The organism is Leptolyngbya sp. CALU 1928 (assembly GCF_056784215.1).
Genome location: NZ_JBXBCE010000001.1, coordinates 752,535 through 775,557, shown reverse-complemented (window position 1 = coordinate 775,557; position 23,023 = coordinate 752,535). Strand labels below are relative to the sequence as shown.

At 47.3% G+C, this 23,023-nt stretch carries 21 protein-coding genes; 13 read left to right on the top strand and 8 right to left on the bottom strand.

Annotated features, from left to right (window positions below; translation table 11 throughout):
- The first annotated feature begins 95 nt into the window (after positions 1–95).
- Positions 96–1,544 (top strand): protein kinase domain-containing protein, encoded by a 1,449-nt coding sequence (locus AC1S5B_RS03415; RefSeq protein ID WP_482034322.1) that lies wholly within the window; start codon positions 96–98, stop codon positions 1,542–1,544.
- A gap of 77 nt (positions 1,545–1,621) precedes the next feature.
- Here the strand turns inward: AC1S5B_RS03415 and minC are convergent, their stop codons facing one another.
- A complete protein-coding gene (minC, locus tag AC1S5B_RS03410) occupies positions 1,622–2,509 on the bottom strand; it encodes a septum site-determining protein MinC (RefSeq protein ID WP_482034321.1) in 888 nt (295 codons plus the stop codon).
- 212 nt (positions 2,510–2,721) lie between these two features.
- Complete coding sequence (locus AC1S5B_RS03405) at positions 2,722–4,182, bottom strand: FIST signal transduction protein (protein ID WP_482034320.1); 1,461 nt, start codon at positions 4,180–4,182, stop codon at positions 2,722–2,724.
- A 191-nt stretch (positions 4,183–4,373) separates the two neighbouring features.
- On the opposite strand from AC1S5B_RS03405, the gene AC1S5B_RS03400 reads away from it, so the two are divergent.
- From AC1S5B_RS03400 to AC1S5B_RS03380, 5 genes are all read left to right on the top strand, one after another.
- Positions 4,374–4,595, top strand: a complete 222-nt coding sequence (locus AC1S5B_RS03400; RefSeq protein ID WP_482034319.1) for a CP12 domain-containing protein — start codon at positions 4,374–4,376, stop codon at positions 4,593–4,595.
- 127 nt (positions 4,596–4,722) lie between these two features.
- Positions 4,723–5,325 carry a DUF3177 family protein gene (locus AC1S5B_RS03395; protein WP_482034318.1) on the top strand — a complete coding sequence of 201 codons (603 nt, stop codon included), beginning with the start codon at positions 4,723–4,725 and terminating at the stop codon, positions 5,323–5,325.
- A gap of 4 nt (positions 5,326–5,329) precedes the next feature.
- Positions 5,330–5,629, top strand: coding sequence for a DUF7734 family protein (locus AC1S5B_RS03390; RefSeq protein WP_482034317.1), 300 nt, complete (start codon positions 5,330–5,332; stop codon positions 5,627–5,629).
- Positions 5,630–5,791: 162 nt separating this feature from the next.
- Positions 5,792–7,309, top strand: a complete 1,518-nt coding sequence (gene glmM / locus AC1S5B_RS03385) for a phosphoglucosamine mutase (RefSeq protein WP_482034316.1) — start codon at positions 5,792–5,794, stop codon at positions 7,307–7,309.
- A gap of 61 nt (positions 7,310–7,370) precedes the next feature.
- The gene (locus AC1S5B_RS03380; protein ID WP_482034315.1) at positions 7,371–7,724 is read left to right on the top strand and encodes a histidine triad nucleotide-binding protein; all 354 of its coding nucleotides are present in this window, start codon (positions 7,371–7,373) and stop codon (positions 7,722–7,724) included.
- A gap of 15 nt (positions 7,725–7,739) precedes the next feature.
- Here AC1S5B_RS03380 and AC1S5B_RS03375 read toward each other — a convergent pair whose 3' ends face one another.
- The 3 genes from AC1S5B_RS03375 to AC1S5B_RS03365 form a co-directional block, all read right to left on the bottom strand.
- Positions 7,740–8,363: an ABC transporter permease gene (locus AC1S5B_RS03375; RefSeq protein ID WP_482034314.1), complete on the bottom strand. Its 624-nt coding sequence runs from the start codon at positions 8,361–8,363 to the stop codon at positions 7,740–7,742.
- A gap of 3 nt (positions 8,364–8,366) precedes the next feature.
- A complete protein-coding gene (locus AC1S5B_RS03370) occupies positions 8,367–9,155 on the bottom strand; it encodes an ATP-binding cassette domain-containing protein (protein WP_482034313.1) in 789 nt (262 codons plus the stop codon).
- 103 nt (positions 9,156–9,258) lie between these two features.
- A complete protein-coding gene (locus tag AC1S5B_RS03365; RefSeq protein ID WP_482034312.1) occupies positions 9,259–10,824 on the bottom strand; it encodes an adenylate/guanylate cyclase domain-containing protein in 1,566 nt (521 codons plus the stop codon).
- Between the two features lie 259 nt (positions 10,825–11,083).
- On the opposite strand from AC1S5B_RS03365, the gene AC1S5B_RS03360 reads away from it, so the two are divergent.
- The 7 genes from AC1S5B_RS03360 to wecB all read left to right on the top strand — a co-directional run bounded on the left by AC1S5B_RS03360 (position 11,084) and on the right by wecB (position 20,451).
- Entirely contained in the window at positions 11,084–15,106 is a 4,023-nt protein-coding gene (locus AC1S5B_RS03360) for an NACHT domain-containing protein (RefSeq protein ID WP_482034311.1), read from the top strand.
- Between the two features lie 23 nt (positions 15,107–15,129).
- Positions 15,130–15,372, top strand: a complete 243-nt coding sequence (locus AC1S5B_RS03355; RefSeq protein ID WP_482034310.1) for a hypothetical protein — start codon at positions 15,130–15,132, stop codon at positions 15,370–15,372.
- Positions 15,372–15,776, top strand: a complete 405-nt coding sequence (locus AC1S5B_RS03350; RefSeq protein WP_482034309.1) for a PIN domain-containing protein — start codon at positions 15,372–15,374, stop codon at positions 15,774–15,776. The genes AC1S5B_RS03355 and AC1S5B_RS03350 overlap by 1 nt, the downstream gene beginning before the upstream one ends.
- A 59-nt stretch (positions 15,777–15,835) precedes the next feature.
- Positions 15,836–16,507, top strand: coding sequence for a DUF1295 domain-containing protein (locus tag AC1S5B_RS03345; RefSeq protein ID WP_482034308.1), 672 nt, complete (start codon positions 15,836–15,838; stop codon positions 16,505–16,507).
- A 156-nt stretch (positions 16,508–16,663) separates the two neighbouring features.
- Complete coding sequence (locus AC1S5B_RS03340; protein ID WP_482034307.1) at positions 16,664–18,439, top strand: glycosyltransferase family 39 protein; 1,776 nt, start codon at positions 16,664–16,666, stop codon at positions 18,437–18,439.
- Between the two features lie 317 nt (positions 18,440–18,756).
- A complete protein-coding gene (locus tag AC1S5B_RS03335; RefSeq protein ID WP_482034306.1) occupies positions 18,757–19,131 on the top strand; it encodes a hypothetical protein in 375 nt (124 codons plus the stop codon).
- A gap of 204 nt (positions 19,132–19,335) precedes the next feature.
- A complete protein-coding gene (gene wecB / locus AC1S5B_RS03330; protein WP_482034305.1) occupies positions 19,336–20,451 on the top strand; it encodes a non-hydrolyzing UDP-N-acetylglucosamine 2-epimerase in 1,116 nt (371 codons plus the stop codon).
- 52 nt (positions 20,452–20,503) lie between these two features.
- Here wecB and AC1S5B_RS03325 read toward each other — a convergent pair whose 3' ends face one another.
- The 3 genes from AC1S5B_RS03325 to AC1S5B_RS03315 all read right to left on the bottom strand — a co-directional run bounded on the left by AC1S5B_RS03325 (position 20,504) and on the right by AC1S5B_RS03315 (position 22,848).
- Positions 20,504–20,941 (bottom strand): hypothetical protein, encoded by a 438-nt coding sequence (locus tag AC1S5B_RS03325; RefSeq protein WP_482034304.1) that lies wholly within the window; start codon positions 20,939–20,941, stop codon positions 20,504–20,506.
- Positions 20,942–20,977: 36 nt separating this feature from the next.
- On the bottom strand, positions 20,978–21,274 hold the full coding sequence (locus AC1S5B_RS03320) for a DUF7219 family protein (protein ID WP_482034303.1): 297 nt from the start codon (positions 21,272–21,274) through the stop codon (positions 20,978–20,980).
- 200 nt (positions 21,275–21,474) lie between these two features.
- A complete protein-coding gene (locus tag AC1S5B_RS03315) occupies positions 21,475–22,848 on the bottom strand; it encodes a peptidoglycan recognition protein family protein (RefSeq protein WP_482034302.1) in 1,374 nt (457 codons plus the stop codon).
- Positions 22,849–23,023: the final 175 nt, after the last annotated feature.

Below are 23,023 nucleotides of genomic sequence, written 5' to 3'. Positions count from 1 at the left end.
TTGTGTATTAAGTATAAGAATTTACTCCTTACTTTACTTTTGCCGAAACAAAATAATTAATCATTAGTTAACAGTAATTAATAATTGCGGTAACTATGGCTCGTTTAGTAGGTAAGAACCGCTATCAGATTATACAGACTCTAGGAAGTGGTGGCTTTGGTGAAACCTATCTGGCTAGAGACTTACTTTTGCCAGATCGTCCATTACGTGTTGTAAAACAATTTAGAGGACATATAGGCAATCTACGTATTATAAAAATCTTTACGAAAGAAGCAGAGGTTCTCAATAGATTAGGGAAACACCACGAATGTATCCCTGAATTGTTTGCAAGTTTTCAAGAAGGAAGCTTCTTTTATTTAGTTCAAGAGTATGTTGAAGGAGACAATCTCGCTAGATATATTCAACTTAAATTTTCTTGGACTGAACAACAGGTAATTACCTTATTAGATCAGATCCTCAACATTCTTTTTTTTGTCCATCAGCAAAAAGCAATCCATTGCGATATTAAACCCGAAAATTTAATTTTGCGAAGACGTGATAGGAAGTACGTTTTAATTGATTTTGGAGCCGTTAAGCGAAATAGCACTTCTGACAATAGAAGTACAGTCTGTTTTACAGTAGGTTATGTTGCTCCAGAACATAGTCAAGGAAACCCACAGTTCAAAAGTGATATTTATTCACTAGGCATAGTTGGAATTCAATTTTTAACAGGATTGAATCCATCATTAATACCGATTGATTCAAAAACGGGTGAACTTGTGTGGCGAGATAAAGTTAAGGTTAGTGTCAGTCCAGCTTTTGCAGACATCTTAGATAAGATGGTGCGGCAAAATCATTACGAACGCCCGGATGCTCAACAGGCATTAGCTTCACTCAAAAATTTGCTACAACCTCTTCAAACTCAAAAAGTAGAGATCCTCTCCAGCGGTTTTAGCCAAAAAAAATCTGTCAAAGCGTCACTTTTTAGGTATGTTATTCCGTGTGTACTTATAGTGTCAATGATCGTCAATATGCGTCAAGAAGCTCCACCCTCAAATGAGCCTCCGCAACCGCAACCGCCTAGTAATAGTGCTATTCCCTTAGTTCCATCTGCTTCTCCTACAATCGAGCCTTTACATTCAGATGTAAAGGTAGACTATTCACTGTTAAGAGATTTTTTGGCAGCAAAAGATTGGAAAAGTGCGGAGCAAGAAACTACTAAAGTTATGCTACAGGCATTTGGATTAATCAATGGAAAACTGAGAGCAGAGCAAGTTGTTAGATTTCCTTGTAAGGATCTCCAAACAATTGATAGTTTGTGGGCAAGATATAGTAACGGATATTTCGGAATTAGCACTCAAAAATCTATTTGGCAGGGTTTGCGAGGTAGTCGTAATGTTTGGAAAGAGACTGCCAGCCAAATAGGATGGCTCACTCAAAGTGGTTCTCTAATATCTAGTAAAGATGTCACGTATGATTTGAAGTCACCAAGAGGTCATTTACCTTTTCTAGAGATTCTTTCCACTGAAAAGCTTTTATTACGTGCTGAAAAATGTGGTTTGTAGAAAGTTTTTGAGGCTTTGGTTAGGTCAAAGTCTCAATAAAATATGACAAATTTAGGCGATCGCGCTTATCCTTAGTCCTACTTGCGATCGCCACCCGCTTGGTTGCGAGAAAACTCCAAAGCTCTGGCAATGCGGATAGTGCCTTGAGGGGCAACATAAGCAACTTCAGGATAGTACTGGGCGGGAGGATTTTCGGGCGCTCTGGCAACAAAGTCGGCAATGCGGATCTGGTTGGGTTCCATTTGCAGCGCCATGATCAGGCATTGAGCATTGCCTTTGGCACCGGCATGGGCAGTGCCGCGCAGGCGACCCCAAACGAGAATATCGCCCGTGGCAACCACAGAACTGCCGGGGTTCAGATCGCCCAAAATAATCACCGTGCCATTGTGACGAACATCGCCGCCCGATCGCAGCGTGGTTTGCAAATACAGCGGTTCTTCCATTGCCTGGGCAGATTCAGCGCCAGTGGGGTTTAGTTGGGCGATGGAGGATTGTTGCTCCACCGAATAGCCAGTGGTGGCAGCGGCAACAGCAGTTTGGCGACGGCTGGTATAGACACGGGTGAGGCGGAGTTGGGCTTCGGTGAGGGCATCGGCGATCGCCTGAAGTTGGCGACCATCTAGCAAGCGATCGCGGGCAATTAGATGCACCGAGGTGTCTGACTGCCAGAGCCGTTCCCCTGCATTCAACCGCTGCTTAAGCTGCTGCAATATCTCCGACCAGGATAACGAACTGGCAGGATTTTCCGCTTCTGATTCAATTTCTGGCGGCAACATGAGCAAGAGCTTGCCCCCCTCACTTTTGAGCCGCACCTGAAGATCTCGCTCCTGCAAGCCCTCTGCGGGTGTATCAGGGTTGACCTCTGTTGAAGCATTGCCATCCAAGTCGAGAACGATTTCAGCTATCTCTGGCGTGACATCAGAAATCGGTAGGGCAGAAGAGGGAACTGAAGTATCAGAAGTCATAGATCAAGCGTGTTATGGCAGCAATGTGCTGTGATTTTAGCGACCCAGAGCGTGCCCTTGCACAAAAACCTGAGGCAACCATTATAGGCAGGCAGCGGGAAATGAGCGTAAATCATCGGTTAAAAGTGAGTAGCAAAAGAGCGGATGGACAAAGGCAAGACCTATCTTAAGCTGTTAACAATGTCCGACTTGCTCGCTATTACTCCATAGCCTCAATCAGGCTGTCTAAAAATTCCAAACACTGAGGTAAACCCATGCAAAAAGGTGCTGCCGCCAACGGGACCGATTTCGCCGTTGCAGAAAAAGCCGCCCAGAGGAAGAGTGGGCAAGTAGCGATTGAATAAGAGAGAATCGAAGCTAGGCGAGCCGTAAAGCCCTTCACCCCTTCCAGTGCAAGAAAACATTAAGGCTCCACTGCCAGCCAACGTATGATCAGGCTGACTGGAGGTATAGCGGAGCAACAGCGTTTCTAGATCTTCTTCTGCGGCTTTGGCATCGCGCAAATGAAACTGAACCCGTTGACCAGGGCGAATCCGATCGCCAATCGCGATCGCCCCCACTCTGGGATCAACCCCAATCAACTGGCGAATTAAAAAATCGCCCTGTTCCAGCGTTTGCTTAAATTCACTTTGGGCAACGCCAATAAACAACGAGTGTTGCGCCAACTCGCGATCATCTTCATCCAGCGTTTGGATCAACTCTTGCAGCACCTCCAGCGGCGTACCCTTCTGAGACACCCGCGACCCACCCCCCGTAGGCGCAAAACTGACATCTGCCTGCGCGATCGCCAGCATGATATTGCGCTCACCCTCAGTCACCAGGTAAGGCTGCCCAATGGGACGACACCCTTGTGCCACGATCGCATCTAACACAATATTGCCGCTGAGTGCCACGCCAACCATGCCCTCTTGATGCAACCGATCATCACAAAAAATCCCGCCAGAGTGGGTAATACTCCCGCTGATCAAGCCGCCAATTTTGGTAGACCCCGCATAGGCAAAATCTAGCCCTTGCAACAAGTCATTCAGCCGCCCAAACGATGGATCACCCAGCAGCACAAACTGAGGTTGCTCATCTGGAGCAACCCCGATCGCATCTATCCAAGCACTTGGAGGGCTATCTAAATCAGGTAATTCTTCAGGCATGAGATGAAAGGTATGAACGTGAACCTCTGGGAGGGATGCCAGCATTAACGTTAAGGCAGGTTCTCCTTCCAATTCACAGGGGTTGCCTTGATCATTTATTCCGGTAATGCCAGCCCCACCACAGCCAATGAGGGGCACCCCCGGCAGATGCTCATGCAGCAAAGGCATTAACCGAGAATATTCACTCGCAAAGGCAGACGAAATGAAAATCAATGCTAGATCAGGTGATGTTTGCAGCGCTGCTTGGGTCTGTTGCACCACCTCAGCGATCGCCGCCTCCAACGAAGGACGAGTCGATAAAAAACTTGCCCACTTCATTTGTTTTCTTTGCGGCTCTGCCATTGTGGTTTCCTGCATTGGACTGCCCTCATAAAATTTAGGATGGATTGCCAAAGTGCCTCTACTGAAGGAATTTTTTGCTGAACTAATAAAGTATTCTTGCAAACGCCGTTGTAGAAGATATTCTTGCAAAAAATAGGGTGAAAAAACCGCCGCCAAATCGCTGATTCTGACAAAGCCTTTACTCAAGGAAGGGTGACTTCGCGTTACACTGAACGTTAGTTCGCATTTGAAGCGATCGCTTTCTGTATCCTAGTGGGTACATGACACATTTATCTGTTTATCATTTATGCTCGTTATTGGGCAGTCCTACTTTTAACGGTTGAGGTAGCTCACCACACTCCTAATCTCCTTAAAAAGTTGTCTAGAAAATATCCATCATGAGCGACATTAAGCAAAAAATTCAAGAAGAGCTACAAGAGGCTCGCGAAGTGTGCGATATCAAAGGGGGCGGCTCACCAGAGTGTGCTGCTGCTTGGGATGCCGTGGAAGAACTGCAAGCGGAAGCTTCTCATCAGAAACAAGTGAAGCCTAAAAACTCCCTTGAAAAGTATTGTGATGATAATCCTGAAGCGGCTGAATGTCGCATTTATGACGATTAAGAGTAGCACCAGTTTTTGGGCTTGGCTGATTTCTAGCCTCCAAGATTTATGAAGTAGCTTGAATGCGAGTCTGCGTTCAGGCTACTTTATTTTTTGCGATCATTTTCTCGTTTTTTCTAACACTGTTATGCAAAGCCCATCTTGGCTCCCTTCTCTCGTTTGGACTGATTATCGACTGGCCGTTTTGTTCACCGTTTTGTTCCCGTTGGCGTTGCTTATTTGGGCGTTTGTCCAAAAATCAGAGTCAATTCAGCACCTAATGATTATTTATTGGCGGGTTGCTAGCCTGTTAGCAATTACGGTGGGGTTATTTATTGCCGCAATTCCTTTAGGTTTTTTGACGGGTTGGATTGCCAAAATTCTGATCCCACTGTCTTTGTGGTTTTGGGTGGATTTGAACTATGAGATTAATGAACAACCCAAGAGTCAACTGAAGCTGGCGTTTAGCTCATGGCGGTGGGGCGTGTCGCTTTATAGTTTGCTGGGCGCGATCGCGGCAATTCCCATCCTTCAATGTGCCTTTTTGCCCTCAAAGCAACTGATCGATCAGCCATTTTGTAGCATTTGGCTCCAGCCCCCGTGGATATTCAAACAATATTTTATTGGCGGTATGAAGCCTTATACCATCGGGCTGCTTTCCACGTTGGCACTGGTCATCTACATTCTATATTTGGGTTATTTCGTGTTTGTGCGGTTGGGTAAGCAAGGACGTTCTGCCACGGGCGTATAAGTGAATGACCGTGAATAAACTCCTGCGCTTAGAGCAATACACCCTGAAACGCCCTCAAGAACTGCTGCTCGTGAAGGCAAGTATTGGCGATGAACTAGATGAAGTGGCTATTTTTAAAGGCTTTTCCAGTTCTTTAACTCGTTCCACTGCTTTTGATCCAGATGTGCCGGTGTTGCCAGATGCCGCCGTCATTATTGAGATTGATCGCCTCCGCAGTCCCTACAATCCTGATGCGCCGCAGTACCTCCAGCAAGGGCTGACTTGGGCGGCGATCGAGCCGTTGTTGATCCAGATAGGAGTTTAGTCCGGAGCGCAATACTGGAGACAGAAGATAGAAGGGTGATGGGTGATCCTTAGCTATGCTCCCTGACCGGGATCACATTTTTTTGGATCTCTATCATCTTTTAAGCAGCTTTTTCTAAAGAAAGTGTTATCTTCCTCTGTGTGTAGTGTGCGGAGTTAATCTATGGTTTCGTCCCCTGTCAGATTGCAGAAAATGGGCAGTATCACCATTCCTGCGGAGTCTTTGACCCATCCATTGCCTAAAGACACTAGCAAGGTGCAGCCGGAAACGGTCAGTCTAGGTTTTGCCGCTGGAACGCTGCCTTTGCCAGAAAGTCGCCTATTTGGGACTGATGGGATTCGGGGGCGGGCCGGCGAGTTGCTGAGTGCGCCATTGGCATTGCAGGTTGGGTTTTGGGCAGGGCGGATCTTGTTGGCAAATGCCGCTGAGATCGGACCCGTGGTGATTGGACAAGATTCTCGTAATTCCAGCAGCATGTTGGCAATGGCATTGTCTGCGGGGTTAACGGCGGCGGGGCTAGAAGTATGGGATTTGGGATTGTGTCCCACGCCAGCAGTCGCTCATGTGACTTATGACAGTGCGGCGATCGGTGGGGTGATGATCTCTGCTAGCCACAATCCGCCACCGGATAACGGCATCAAGTTTTTTGGCGCAAACGGCAGCAAACTGGCGATCGCTCTTCAAAATCAAATCGAAGCTGCCTTAAGGGGTGATTTGCAAGAATTTATTCAACCTGCCATCAGCGGCTGGGGAACTCATTATCACCGTCCAGAACTAGCCAAAGACTATTGCACTGCCATTCAGAAAACGTTGGACTCTGATGTTAAGGGTTTACCTTTAAGCGGGATGCGAGTTGTGCTGGATTTAGCGTGGGGTGCCGCCGTGGAACTCGCCCCGATCGCCTTCCAAGCGCTAGGTGCGGAAGTGATTTGTTTGCACGACCGACCTGATGGCGATCGAATTAACGTTCAGTGTGGTTCTACTCATTTGGGCACGCTTCAAGCGGCGGTCAAAGCGCATCGGGCAGACTTGGGGGTTGGCTTTGATGGCGATGCCGATCGCGTGTTGGCGGTCGATAATCTGGGTCGCCCGGTGGATGGCGACTACATCTTGTATCTATGGGGCACTGCGCTAAACCAGAACCATCAATTGCCCGGAAGTACCATTGTGGCAACCGTGATGTCGAATCTGGGCTTTGAACGTGCCTGGGAAAAACAAGGCGGCAGGCTAGTGAGGGCGGCAGTCGGGGATCAATATGTTCATGCAGAAATGCTCAGCCATGGTGCCATGTTGGGCGGCGAACAGTCTGGGCATGTTTTATGTCGTCATTACGGGGTGAGTGGTGATGGGCTGTTAACGGCTCTCCATTTGGCACAGTTGATTAAGCGCTCAGGAACATCATTTGCCGATTTGATTGATCAGAGTTTTCAAACATTTCCCCAGAAGCTAGAAAATGTCCGGGTTGAAGATCGGGTGCGGCGGGTAAATTGGCAGGAGTGCGACCCATTGATGCAGGCGATCGCCGCTGCGGAACTGGCAATGGGCGATCAAGGGCGGGTGTTGGTGCGGGCTTCTGGAACCGAACCGTTAATTCGCGTGATGGTGGAAGCCGCTACTGAAGAACTGGTTCTCCACTGGACTGATACTCTGGCATTTACTGCCCAACGTCACCTAACCTAGAATAGGTTGTCCTGAAAACCGATAAACTTTCTGCTAGTAGGCTTTTTGGGAAGAAGACTGTATGAGTAGCGAAACGCCTGAGACGATTTTTAGCAAGATTATTCGCAAGGAAATCCCGGCGGATATTGTGTATGAGGATAACTTGGCGATCGCTTTTCGGGATGTGAATCCGCAAGCGCCCGTCCATATTTTGGTGATTCCGAAGGAGGCGATCGCCCAGCTTTCCGATGCCGAATCTAAGGATCATGCCCTGATGGGGCATTTGCTGCTGACCGTCAAGCGCGTTGCCGAACAGGAAGGGCTAGCCAATGGCTATCGGGTGGTGATTAACAATGGCGATGATGGCGGACAAACGGTTCACCACTTGCATCTGCACATTTTGGGTGGACGTCAAATGACGTGGCCTCCTGGCTAAGCACCATTTGACGAATTACCGTTTCATCGTTAGCCGTCGTTCCAAGAAGCCAATGCCGTAGTCGGCGGTTAGGGCGATCGCGGCGGCTGGAACGGCTCCCGCCAAAATCAGTTGGTTGTTGACTACAGCGATCCCGCGAAAAATAAACACGCCCAAACCACCTGCCCCGATCGCGGCTGCAATGGTGGCAATGCCCACGGCAATCACGACGGCAACCCGCACTCCTGCCAAAATCACGCCCAACGCCAGCGGCAGTTCCACACGAGACAGCAATTGCCAATCGGTCATGCCCATGCCTCGTCCGGCTTCTCGCACGGACGGATCGACGTTCATGATGCCCGTATAGGTGTTGCGGATGATGGGCAGGAAGGAATAAACCGTCAGCGCAATGATGGCGGGAACGGCTCCAATGCCAACCAAGGGAATCAACAAGCCGAACAGCGCCAAGCTCGGAATGGTTTGCAGAATGTTGGCGATCGCCAGTACCGGCTGACGCAATGATTTTTTGCGGGTGATCAACACACCCAGGGGAATGCTGATCAGAATGGCGATCGCGACGGCAATGCCCACCAGTAAAAGATGTTCGCCTGTGCGCTGCACAATCTCGGAACCATAGCGAATCAAAAAGAAATCTTGCATGGGTTAAGCTCCCCCTACAAATTCAGGAACTGATCGCAGCGTGTTGAGAAAAGTTTGGGCTTCGGGATGGGGCGATCGCGCAAAGGCTTCGGGGGTGGCTAGTTCCACCAACCGTCCGTTTTCCAGCAAGCCGATCCGGGATGCCAAAATGAAGGCTTCTTGAATGTCGTGGGTGACAAACACGACAGTTTTATTAAGATCCTGCTGCAAGCGACGAAACTCCTGCTGCAAGTCCATACGAGTGATCGGATCGAGCGCGCCAAACGGTTCATCCATCAGCAAAATCGGCGGATCAGCAGCCAGCGATCGCGCCACGCCTACCCGTTGCCGTTGCCCACCCGACAGTTGATGGGGATAGCGACTGGCAAACTGCGCCGGATCAAGCCCCACCTTGTGCAGCAATTCATGGGCACGGGCTTTCACCCGCTGCGGTTTCTCGCCTTGCAATGTGGGCACCACTCCCACATTTTGCTCAATCGTAAAATGGGGAAACAGCCCGGTTTCTTGAATCACATAGCCGATTTGCCGCCGCAGTTGAATTTCATCCCAATCAGTGGTTGCTTTTCCTTGAACCAGCACTTGCCCTGACGTGGGCGTGATTAAGCGATTAATCAGCTTCATGGTGGTGGTTTTGCCAGAACCGCTGCGCCCCAAAAGCACCAGAAATTCGCCTGTTTGAATCGTGAAGCTTAAATCGGACAGGAGGGTTCGCTCATTTGCCACGACCTCAACCTGCTGAAACTGCACAATCGGCTCAGCTGCTGCGATGCGGCTTGATTCATTCCACTCCATGCTTTCTCCATTTCAACCAACGAGCTTCAATGTCTTCTAACCCTACCATTTGGCAAATCGTTATTGCGAATCCCTCAGGGCAATGCGGAAATGCCAGGACAAATTATCCTTTCACCCGATAAATATTTAGTGGTTTGGGCTGTCCTTTGACTGGATGAGGCGGCAGAGCTTCCGTTAAAAAGCCTGCTGGTAGTGCTTGTTGGGTGGCATCTGTCAGCAAGATCGGCTCTCCCACTTCCTTCGTCAGGGATTCCACCCGTGAGGCAATGTTGATCGTGTTGCCGATCGCCGTATATTCCAACCGCCGACTGGAGCCAATGCTGCCCACTACCGCAATTCCAGTATGAATGCCAACCCCCATCGCTAAAGGAGCCAATCCTTGCTGTTCTAGATGACGATTAATGCCTTTCAAACTTACTAACATCTCTTGAGCAGCAGTCACGGCTTGCGCCGCATGATCAGGCAGATTTTCGCCAACCCCAAACAGCGCCATAAAGCCATCGCCTAAAAACTTGTTCACCATGCCGCCGTGGCGTTGCTCCACAATTTCCACCATCTCGGTGAGAAATAAGTTAAGCAGCGTCACAATGTTTTGCGGCGATTCAGTGGAGCAGCGACGGGTAAAGTTTCGCAAATCGGCAAACACGACGGTCAGTTCTTGTTCAATGCCGCCCAAGTTGGGGTCACGGCGCAACAGTTGACTGGCGGCTTGTTCCCCCACATGCTGCCCAAAGGTTTCTCGCAGGTGTTGCTTTTCTTGGAGTTCTTCAATTAGATAGTTGACCTCATCAATCAACGGACCAAATTCATCCGCACGTAAGGACGTAATTCGGGCATCAAGGTTGCCGTTCGCCACTTCAGTTGCCACGCGCTGGAGTTTTTTAATGGGTTCAATCACCAATTGGCTGACCATCCAGGCGCTCGTTAGGCTGAAAAGGATGCCCAAGGTGCCAACGGCGATCGCAAACCAGGCATCTTTTTGTTCACAGGTATGGGGAGCAACCACCAGCAACAGCAGTGATGCGATCGGGCAAATGCTGCCGCAAAATGCTAAAAATACCCAACGCCAGCGCAAATTGAGGGGAAAAGTGCCGGGGGTCTGGGCAGGACGAGCATCTTGAAACAAAATTGGATAGAGCAACGGCTGAGTCAACAGTTCAATGGAGAAAAAGCCGTGAGTGGTGGCAATCAGGGTTGCCACGATGAACGAGATGGGCAAATCAGACCAGATGCGGGGGTTGAGCGTACCCGGAGCCAAGGAAAGCGTCAATAAAAAAACGGGAATGCAGAACAGCCAAAGAATACCTGAGATCGCCATGCCCCACCACGGCAAATTGATCACGCGCTGCCGTGCTTTGAGCAGGCGATCGGCTGAGATCGGTTGATTGTGCAGCAGCTTTTGACAAGGGCGATGCAGAACCAGGACTGTCCAAATCCACAAGGCTGCGCCCACGGGGTAAACCACCGCATTAAACACCACCACGGTGCCTAAAAACACTGACAATTGCTCGGCGCTCAACAACGGTCGAATGTAGGTGAAGTTGTACCAAATATTAAAGGCACTGCCCAACAACTGAGCCATGCTGGGCGCACCAATCACCAAGGCTAACCGTCGCCCTAATGGGTTATACCAAGATGCTTGCGGCGCGATCACTGGCGCAATTCCCATATCATCTCCCACAGTGTGCCTTCTTCAAGCTAATCAGGGAACTTCAGCCTGTTTCAGGAAAATTCCTGGTTTATCTACACCCTAGCTTCTCTAATCCATCACCTGCTACGTTCAGGATGCGATGCAGTGATGACTAGTCTGGTAGGACATACATCTGGCTGACAGCGAAAGCATTGTCAGTTGTGATAGCCCTTGCCACCCAGACTTCCGAATAAAGTTATCCTTAAACGAGAGTTTTTGACCTCGAAACTATCCCAATATGTCGAAACAGGATTACAAATGGAAGCGTTTTTGGTGTTCTCGGTCAGGCAGTATTAATTTGGCTGATGGTGGCTACCTTTGCGATCCAGATGATAATCCGGATTTGGTAACTTTTGAGGCGATTGCTCACTTCCCGTGCTTAGCACTCTTGGGTGAACCGGGAATTGGTAAAACTCAGGCTCTAGAGGCTGAGCGAACTGAAATTTTTAACAAAATTCAAGAACAAGGTGATCAAGTACTCTTCCTAGATCTGCGTTCTTACGGAGATGAAAGCAGGTTAGTTCGTAAACTCTTTGAAAGTCCACAATTCACTGCATGGCAGACTGGCACGCATCAGCTACATATTTTTCTAGATAGTTTTGATGAATGCTTGCTACGAGTAGATACGTTGGCAGCACTCTTAGTTGATGAATTTAAATGCTATCAGAATGCAGTCCATCGTTTATGTTTGCGTATTGCTTGTCGAACGGCTATATGGCAATCCGTTCTGGAAGAAGGGTTAAAAGAAATTTGGGGTGAAAATTCTGTAGGAGTATATGAACTAGCTCCGCTTCGTCGTGTTGACGTTATCGAAGCTGCCAAAACTCAAGGATTTTCTTCTGCTGATTTTCTAAGGGAAGTTGGACAGAAAAATATTGTACCGCTGGCGATAAAACCAGTCACTCTAGAATTTCTGCTGAATACTTACCGCCGTCATGATGGTCAATTCCCTCCTAATCAAAGACTTCATGAACTCTATCTTGAGGGGTGCAAGCATCTCTGTGAGGAAATTAATGAAAGCCGCCAAGGTTCAAACCGAAGAGGCAATCTTGATGTTGATCAACGTCTAATAGTTGCTGCCCGAATTGCAGCTATCACAATCTTTGCTAACCGCTTTGCTGTCTGGACTGGAGTTGATCAGGGGAATGTACCCACCGAAGATGTCCTTCGTCAAACGTTGTGCCACGGTTATGAAAATGCCAACGGAAGAGAATTTGAGATTAACAAAGAAGTCATTAAAGAAGTTTTAGAAGATACTGGTTTGTTTTCGTCTCGTGGTTTGCAGCGAATGGGATGGGCACACCAAACCTATGCTGAGTTTTTAGCTGCCTGGTATTTGAAACAACATCAACTCAAACTGCCCCAAATTCTAAAACTAATAGTTCATGCTGATGATCCAGATAACAGAATTGCTCCTCAGTTACACGAAACTGTAGCTTGGTTAGCAAGTATGAATTCTGAAGTATTTCAGAAAGTCATGGAAACAGATCCGGATGTGCTGCTCCGGAGCGATATAGAAACTACTACTGATTCGGATCGTTTAGTTTTAGTAGAAAACCTACTACGACTATATGACAAAGGAAAATTGGCATACGATATTTTCAACAACTATAGAAACTACAAAAAATTAAGTCATCAAGGGCTATCAGAACAGCTTCGACTATATATTTGTGATGCTTCTAAAAGTTTAAATGCCAGATATGTGGCAATTGATATTGCTAAAGCTTGTGAACAGAGATCGCTTCAGAATGAACTAGCAGAAATAGCTTTAAATTTTTCGGAATCGGTTGCGATTCGGAGAAATGCAGTAAGCGCAATATGCCGTATTGGGGATGCTTTTGAAAAGGAGAGATTGAGACCTTTAGCTCTCATAGATTCAGGAGATGATCCAGATGACGAAATTAAAGGCTATGCACTCAAGGCAGTATATCCAAATCACATCACTATCCATGAGTTATTGAATGCAATAACGCCTCCTAAAGCAAAATTTTTGGGTGGAACGTATCAGCGGTTTATAGCAAGCGAAATTGTAGAATACCTCCAGCCGACCGATTTGCTAGTAGCTTTGAAGTGGGTCGAACAGGAACCTGATCGAGGATGGCAGTATCCGTTTCAACAACTAGTTGATGCAATTTTATTTAAAGCGTGGGAATGCCTTGATGCCCCGGAAATTCTACAGACTTTTGCAAAAATAGCGATAGCACGATGGCGCAATTATGAAGCATTGATTAGTGATAGGCACGACCCGCCTTTTGAAAATGTTCTAATTCAGAATGATGAGAAACGTCACAAACTGTTGAAAACAATAGTTTCTATATTGCCTTCATTGGATCAAAAACCATTGTGGCTTTTTGGCTCTAGAACAGGAATTGTCCTTCAGAAGGACATTTTATGGATGCTTGAGAGTATTCAACAGTGTGAAACTGAGCAAGAGATGTCTGTCTGGTCTAGTTTAATTCGTAGAGCTTTCCGATACCCAGAGCAAATGCCCGAAGAGGCAAAAGCAATCCTTGATGTTAGTCAAGAAAATTTAATCCTACATAACGAATTCTCATTCTGGCTTAAAACAATAGATTTAGATTCAGCAGAAGCTATCAAGATTTGGACAGCTTATCTGCAAGAACAAGCATGGCAAAACCATCAAGATACTCCTTCTGTGGAGCCACCTCCAGTTCAGCGAGTCATTAACTGCTTAGACAGTTTTGAGGCTGGTAATTTTCAGTCATGGTGGAGTCTCAATTTGGAAATGACTTTGTTACCTACTAGCCAATATTACGACGATATTTGTAGGCAACCCGATATTACAGAGCTTCCGGGATGGAAGGATGCAGATGCTTTGACTAGGATAAGAATTATCAAAGCAGCAGAGATATTTATACAAAACTGGAAATCAGAAAGCAGTGGATTAGATCTCCATAAAATTGATGTTGCAGCATATAAAGCACTTCGATTGTTATTAATTGAAAACTCCGACTATCTCTTACTTGTTTCTCCTGATGTTTGGAAGCAATTTGCAAGGATTATTCTGCTAGTTTATTCTTATACGAGTGATAGTAAATACGTTGAGCGTCACCGTATGCTAATGAAAATTGCATACCATCACGCACCTCAAGAAGCAATCAAAGCTTTTATTGCATTAATAGAAAGAGATAATAGCCAACATGGTGATATACACACTATTGATGCTTTTCAGGAGTGTTGGGACGACAAATCATTGTCAGCTTTATCGGAAAAGCTTACGGATCAAGCTCTCTCTCCTCAATCATTAGGACGCTTGCTTGAAGTTCTTCTAATTCATAGTTTTGAGAAGACATTAGATATTGCGAAATCATTTATTCCGCTGCCATTATCTTCTGATCGGCAAGAACGCTCAAGAGCAGTTTTTGCAGCGATCGCTCTCGTGCTTCATACAAAAGATGCAGGATGGACAGTGATATGGCAAGCGGTTCAACAAGATCCTAGCTTCGGTCGAGAAATATTCAAGAAAATATCTTATTTGGTGAAATGGGATGGAAATCTTGAGCTAAAACTTCAAGAAAGCTACATCGCAGATCTTTACATCTTCCTTGCAAAAGAGTTTCCCGAAACTGATGCGGAAAAGCGAGTAGATGAGGATTCAGATTCCAGTAAAAATAAAGATTTTGATGCAAATGAGATCAATTTGAAAAATTATGAAACTACTGAAGAAAAGAGTATCAATATTTGGAAAAATTACATTCCGCAACGTCTTCAAGAACGTGGTACACAAGAGGCTTGTGATGCACTGCAAAAGATAATTCACGAGCTTCCACAATTAAAAGATAAATTGCAGTGGAGATTGTTGGAGGCTAAGGCTTTAACTCGCCGTCAAAACTGGCAACCTCCAACGCCAGAAGATATTCTTCAGCTTGTAATTAGCCGCGAACCCTCAAACTTAGACTTGTCCAATCAGCTTGGCATGATAGACCAGAGAACAAAGAAAATGGAAGACGAACCAAAAATCGAAAATAAAATCACCATTTCAAATTCGCCAAATTCACCTATTAATGCCCCTATTGGCACAAGTGGCGTAACTAATAGCCAAGTGACCGTTCCTAGTTCCGATGCCAAGAAAGGAATTAATTGGGGAAACTCGCTTGCTGTGATTGGGATTCTTGTGGCAATCATTGCTATCCCACTCTCGATGAGTGTAAGCGGCGCATTTAACGAAGAGTTTAAGCAATGGTTCAACCACATTTTTCCTTCTAAAGTTGAGCCGCAACCTACGCCAAAAAGCCAGTAGTTAAATGTGAGGAGAACATAACTATGCAAATCACGATCGACTTACCGACCGATCTGGAACAAGACCTGATCCGTCAAGCTGCTCAATCGAATGTTCCGCTCCAAACTCTGATTCTCGAAACTCTACGTCAGCGAACCCAAACCACCTCTAGTCCAATTTCCCAATGGTCAGATGTCATCCTGTCCTATGAAGGAAATCCTGACTTTCCCGCGATCGAATCCTATCGTAATGAACTTCTGCCACCCTGTGAGCCGGATTTATTCTGATGCGCTATCTACTCGACACCTGCGTCATCAGCGATTTCATCAAAGGTGAACCTGGAACTCAAGCCAGACTGAAGCAAACTCTGCCTGTCGATATTGCAATTTCGGTAATCACGGTCATGGAGTTACGCTACGGCTTGGCACTCAATCCTCAACGCGCTCAACAAGTTGAACCTGCGATCGCCAGTTTTCTGGCTTCTGTAACAATCCTTGCTTTCAGCACCGCAGAAGCTGAACAAGCGGCTCAAATTCGTGCCATTCTCAAAACTCAGGGACAGCCAATCGGTGCTTATGATGTTTTAATTGCTGCAACTGCCCTGCAATATCATCTGCTGATGGTGACGGCAAACCCGCGAGAATTTGATCGCGTCCCTAGGCTACAGACCGAAAATTGGCGACAGTCATAGAAATTGGGTTGATCAAACCCTAGACTAACTAAGCCGTTAGAGATAAAGGAGCGATCGAGATGCAGCTAAAACACGCAATCAATTTGCATAAGGGTTTGACTACCCCATTCGTATTTGGGCTAATGGTGGCGTATCAAAATTTCACGTTGGGTGCGTGGGTCTATCTAGCGCTGCATGGCACTTATGGCATTCTTTGGCTAGTCAAGGATCGAATTTATCCCGACAGACAGTGGGAACAGGAAACAACTCTGGGAATGGGAATGATCACCTTTTTGGGGCTGGGACTGTATTGGGTTGCCCCGTTTCTATTGATTCGCTCCGGGGTGGTGCCGCCCTTGCCGTTGGTTGCTGCTGCGATCGCCTGTAATATCGTAGGAGTCTTTTTGCATTACACCAGCGATGCCCAAAAACACTACACCCTGAAATATAATCCCGGACTAATTACGGAAGGCTTTTTTGCAAATTGCCGCAATACCAACTACCTGGGCGAAATTTTGATTTACAGTTCCTTTGCGTTGCTAGCCTGCCATTGGGTGCCATGGCTAATTTTGGCAGCGTTTGGCTGCGTTGTTTTTGTGCCCAATATGCGAAAGAAAGATCAATCCCTGGCGCGGTATCCAGAGTTTGGTAGCTATCAGGCGCAGTCTGGATTAATTCTGCCAAAGCTTTTTGGTTTAGGTGCGTCATCTAATTCAACCCAGGCAGAAGCTCAGTCTTCGTCAGAAGTTTAATCTAGCCTTTTCATCTCACTGCTTTTATCTCTATACTTTTGCCAAATATTGCTGATTTTTAGTGGAATTTTAGAGTCACATCAATAAAACCTTCGTTGTCCTTTATCCTGCTACTAACAACATTGGATAATTTAGCCGTTATTTTAGGATTGATTTGTGCTGCACCCTTTGCGATCGCACTCTGAACGAATTCGCTTTCCCCTCTGGCTAAAATGGCTGCTGATAGGCTTGCTAGTGCTTGGAGTAGTGTTTCGGTTCGTTAATTTGAACCACAAAGTCTATTGGCATGATGAAACTTACACATCCCTAAGGGCAGCAGGCTATACCCGGGGCGAAATCGATGAGGAGTTATTTCAAAATCGGGTGATTGCGACTAGCGAGTTGCAGAAGTTTCAGCGAATCAAACCAGGAAGTACGCCGATGGATACGCTGCGATCGCTAGCAGTGGAAGATCCTCAACATCCACCGCTGTATTTTTTGATGACGCGGTTTTGGATGCAAGCCTTGGGAGCGCCCCTAGAGTGGATGTTTCACAGCCCGCTAACCGTGACGCGATCGCTGTCAGCATTGATTAGTTTACTGGCACTGCCTGCCATGTATGCCCTTGCCTGGGAACTGTTCGCTTCTCACAACCTGGCATTGCTGGCAACAACCTTATTAGCGTTGTCTCCCTTTGATGTATTGTTCGCCCAAACGGCTCGCCAGTATAGCTTGCTTACAGTCATGGTCGTGGTTAGCAGCTATGTATTATTACGAGCATTGCGTTTGACGAATGCCCCACCGCCTCAACGTTCTCATCACTACCGTAAGCCGCCACCGCTCTGGCATTGTTGGGCACTCTATAGCTTCTCTGCCACGATTGGGCTATACACCCATCCCTTTTTCGCCTTAACCTTAGCCGCACATATGGCTTATCTAGGGCTGGATGCGTGGGTTACTCAGGGCACCATACCACTCAAAAACACTTTGACAGGATTTGCAGGCGCGATCTCCGGGGCAGTCATTCTCTATCTGCCATGGCTTGGAGTGATGATTGTTAATGCCCAGCGTGCTTTTGCCACCACCGACTGGACACAGTTCTCTCCAGGAATTGACTACCTGCTAAAACTCTGGACACTCAGTTTTACTGCCCTGTTTTTCGACCTAGATTTTGGCTTCGACAACCCCTGGACTTACTGGCTCAGGGTGCCCGTGCTGCTCTTGATTCTGGTCTCGCTCTATAGCCTCTGCCGGAATACGCGTCCCAGCACATGGCTGTTTGTGTTGACCTCTATCTTGGTGCCGTTTTTGCTGCTGGCAGTCCCAGATTTGGTGCTAGGCAATAAACGCTCGGCGGTCAGTCGCTATCTCATTTCCAGCTTTCCAGGAGTGCAGCTTGCAGTTGCCTACTTTTTGGCAACCAAGCTGTCGATGAAAACGCTTTATAGTGGGCGATCTCAGCAGTCTACCTCCCCAACCACGCCGCTTGTCCCATTTCTGTGGCGCGGCACCCTAGCTGTTTTGCTAACGGGCTGTCTCCTTTCGCTGACGGTTAGCGCTCTTTCCACCAGTTGGTGGAACAAAGACTTGAGCTATGCCAATGACAAAACTGCTGATGTGATTAATCAAACGCCTAACCCACTGATTATTAGCGATATTGGAGACGACTTTACAAACACAGGGGATCTGATTTCTCTGAGCTACCGATTGAATAAACCCGTCAGCTTTCTGTTAGTCAATAATCCGGAAATTGTCACCACGCCTGAGTTTCAAGCCGCACTTCAAGGAAACAACGCGATCGCGTTTCGCCCGTCTAGAAACCTTCAAGCAACGCTAGAACAAACCTACGGCAAGTTATCTAGCGCACTTACCATAGAGAAACTCTGGAAAATACCTCCATCAAACTCTATTTCTGAGAAAGAAGCAGGCAAAAGCAAAAGAAATGTTAAGTAAAACTTTGAGGAAAGTTTAGAGAACGCTTCAGATCTCAAAAAAACACCTATTTGCCAATCTTTCAATATCGCTACTATGCACTTCTACAGAGACTTTGCAGCCTCAAATATAAGAATGATAGGATTGACTCCTAACCGATGAAGTGTTAGCAAAATTACTTTGGAAGTGTAAACAAACCCCCGACATTGTAAATATATCCAACGAACCCTTATCTTTTATTTGGTAATTCCCTATACTCAGTTTCATTAGACCCCCGGTGTGGGGAAAACATTTAATATTCCAAAAATTCAAGTCCCTTTATTTTTTAGGAGGAAGACATGGCTCTCTCTCAAAGCCCAAGCTTGGGTAATTTTTATGCATTGTTAATGATCAAAAGTTTTCTAATTTGGACGTTTACATTAGCCGTTTGTTTGCTAATTGCAGGCTTTCCCCTGGTTATTTTGATGGTTGTCGCTGGCTCATTGCTCGCAGTCATTTTGCAGTCTGTGATGCCGATGAGTTCTGTATTGCTGGTGGCAGGTGGCATTATTGGTCTCAATATTTTGGGGGTCATGTTCGGTGCTGCCATGCTGACGCTGCGGGGCGTTCATCCTGATCAAGTGACTTGGTTGCGCTGGCTGCAAGGCGAGGAAAATCCTAAAAATAGCTCGGTGTATGCTGCTTGCCCTTTGACCTGTGCCACTCGTAGTTAAATCTTTTTTCATTTGATTCCCTGCCGACTCTGCGAACTGACTCTGCGAACTAACATGACGTTTCCTCTTGAAAACCCGGCATGCCCGGGTTTTTTATGGGCTGATAATCTCTCTTCAGTCGCGATCGTCTGATTGCTGCACCTGACCAAGCGTATGATGGGAGTGATCTAAACCTGTTGGGGTTTTCTTAAACCCGCGATCGCAATGCCCCATCCTATTCCTGTCAGCCTAATTGTTGGCACCCGTCCCGAAGCAATTAAAATGGCTCCGGTCATCCAAAAATTTCGCGCCTCTCCAGACTTTGAGGCTCAGGTTGTTTTGACCGGGCAGCATCGAGAAATGGTAGACCAGGTGATGCAACTGTTTGACCTAACTGCCGATCGCGATTTGGCAATTATGCAGCCGAAACAAACCCTAACTGATATCACCTGTTGGAGTTTGCAAGGATTGCAGGACTTGTTTCAGCAGTTACAACCCCAGTTAGTGCTGGTGCAAGGAGACACAACCACGGCTTTTGCGGCGGCTCTGGCTGCGTTCTACCAAAAAATCCCCGTCGGGCATGTGGAAGCTGGACTACGCACCGACAATCTCTACAATCCCTATCCCGAAGAAGCCAACCGCCGCCTGATTTCTCAGCTTGCCTCCCTGCATTTTGCGCCGACTTCCCTGGCAATGGATCATTTGCATCAATCGCGGGTGCCGGGAGCCATCCACCAAACCGGAAATACTGTAATTGACGCGCTCCTATCTGTGGCAAGCCGTCAACCGGAATGTCAGATCCCTGGCTTAGACTGGAATCAATATCGGATGATCTTGGCAACTGTTCATCGCCGAGAAAATTGGGGCGCACCGTTGCTCGATATTGCCGCAGGCTTTTTGCAAGTGCTAGAAAAGTTCCCTGATACGGCGCTGCTGTTGCCGCTCCACCGCAACCCGACCGTTCGCGAACCGCTGCAAGCAAAGCTGGGCAATCATCCCAGGGTCTTTTTAACCGAACCGCTGGACTATGCCGAATTGGTGGGCGCGATTCAGCGATCAACATTAGTGTTAACCGATTCTGGCGGATTGCAGGAAGAAGCCCCCAGCCTTGGCAAACCAGTGCTGGTGCTGCGAGAAACCACAGAGCGCCCGGAAGCGGTAATGGCAGGAACAGCGAAGCTGGTAGGCACGAACCCAACCAAAATTTTCCAAACGGCATCAGAGCTACTCAGCAATCCTGAAGCCTATGACGCGATGGCAAAAGCAGTGAATCCCTTTGGAGATGGACATGCCAGCGATCGCATCCTCTCCATTGTCAAAGACTATTTTGCAGATGCTTGACTGGTGAAAATCCAGCCCAGTCGCAATCGCCGATATCATCAAACAAACCCAATTATTTGAGGAATTCTAGAACTCCAGATTGATTAACTTTCCATATCAAAAACAACGCAGCGGGCAGTAAAAACCACCAGAACCAGACCAGCAAAATCATCAATCGACACCAAGCATGGAATAGCCGTTGGCATAGGTTAGGGTAGACCTTCTGCTGGCTGGGGCGTTTATAGAACGAAAGCACTCCATGAACAATGTGTTTGTGGGCAAAAAGACTCAGGGGCACCACATCCCACCACAGCCGCTCATGACCCAACGTTTTGTAGTGAGTGTGGTGCATGTTGTAGCGATGATAGCCCCGGCGTGATTTACCCAGAGGAAGAAAGGGAAGGGCGGCACACGCATTAAACGACTTCAGCCATTTGGGATGTTTACCAAGCCACTCTTTAGAGCGGATGTATTGGCTGTAGACCTTGGGTTTCATGATCTTTGGTTTCATGAAAATAATTAAGACTACCTTTTCTATTGAAATTTTCTACTGCGGGTCATTCCCGCCATCCTCTGGCAGATCGGGTTTAGGAGGTTTCGCTTGATCGAGCAATTCTTTTTTAGAGCGCTTCACGGTAGCCCATAAATTTTTGATTTGGTGATAAGCCTCCTTTGAGGTAATCTTGCCGCCGGTTTCTAATCCACAAATGAGAGAAACGCGCTGAGCAAATTCTTGTAAATTGGCATTGAAAGCCAGTTGCTCTGGCGTAAACTCGCCCCGATAGCGTCCAGTGGGATAGAGGAAGTTATCCTTTACGTTATCTTTTTCGTTGCTGTTAACCACGACAAAACACCTGCTTTATTAAGGAATAGTTTGGGCGCGAAAGCTGCACCCGTCAATTATCGTTTTCTAAATTAAGAAAACATAGCTTTTACTACTTATCTTGGTTTGATTTCTTAGTCTACTACCGAAAGAAATAGGTTTTTGGTTCGTTTGTGAACAGGGTAAAGGAGGGGAGATCGCAAACTACCAACGATCGCTGCCTACAATTGAGCATTTACGGCGGTGCGAATCTCTGCCAAGCGAATCGTTCTGCCGCCTTCGGTGCCGGGGCATGCAGTGGCAACGCGATCGCGGTGTCCGCAGATGAGCGGCAGGTTGCGTGTGCCAAAATCCGCCGTTGGGGTGGAAACTGGAGTAACCGTATTCTTAAACCCATACCGTTTACAGAGTACCGTACAAAGCGCCACCGCCGCCTGATACTGCTGCTGACTAATGGTATTAGAACTATAAACGCCATCAAAGGCAATGCCCAACCCATCATTCACCAAATCGTGAGCGCCGCGTTTCCGTTCCGATCGCCCTTCATAGACCCGTCCACTCGGCATGATGATGAAGTGATAGCCCATATCTGCCCAGCCGTTGCCATTGATGTGCCCATTGTAAATGACCCGCATTCGGGCAACCTCCTGAGCTTGGGTGCCGCTGATTGCCGCTTGTCCGCTGAGCGCCGTGTGATGCATCGTAATCCGTTTAGGCGTGAGGTTGGGCAAGTCTGCGGGTGTTGGGTTACTCGTCCAGGTGTTACGCGACAACACCCGAAAGGTCGGGGCTGGCGGAGCTTGAACTTCAATAATGATTTGTGCCCGATCTTGCTCAGACCCAATAATTTCAATCAAGCGATTTCCGGCTTGACGAAACAAAGTTCGTGCCTGCCATTTGCCATTCATCACTTCTGGGCGCGCCAATTCTGACTTTTGATCTATTCGTAATACCAGTTGATCGTCGTCATTATAATTTTCTGCGGTTCCAGTCAGGGTAACCACAGTTTCTACCTGCACGCGCTGCGGCGGATTGGTAAAGCTAAGGCGGGGTGGACGGGGCTTCGCTTCCACCACATCAATTTCCGTCTCTGCCCGAATCGTTCCATCTGTACTTAAAATTTCAATCACTCGCCGACCCGCTTGATTAAACCCAATGGTCGATCGCCACTTGCCTGCCAATACCGTTGGGCGCGCCAATTCAAACCTACGATCCGATCGCAGGATTAGTTGAGTACCCTCTGCAAAATTAGTAGCCGTACCCTCTACTGTGGCAGACTGCAATGCAGGTAGCCGAGCGGGAATTTGCGTAAAACGAAGCTGTTGGGCTTGGGGCAGTGTGGCTACAACCTGCACCACTATTGTCGTGTTGTCAGTCCCCAATTCAATTCTTAGGCGGCGATTACCAGCCGCTTGAAACAAAAAATCGACCTGCCAAGTTCCATTAGGCTTGATTACAGGACCATCCGTGCGAAATTGGTCATCCACCACTAATGAAAGCGTTCTGCCTGCATCTGTGACCGACGCGACTCCCAAAATCGAGAATCGCTGTTGAGCCAAAACCGGACCTGTTGGAGCTTGGGTAACTTGGAGCATAGTTGAACCTTGAAAAAACTGGAGTGCATCACCTGTAGAACCAGTTTGCTCAAAGCAACGGGAATGGTCAATAGCAAACAACTTACGAATGACGAATGACGAATGACGAAGGGTTATTTCCAACTCAGAACTCAGAACTCAGAACTTGTAACTTAGACAGGTTCGATACATCCGA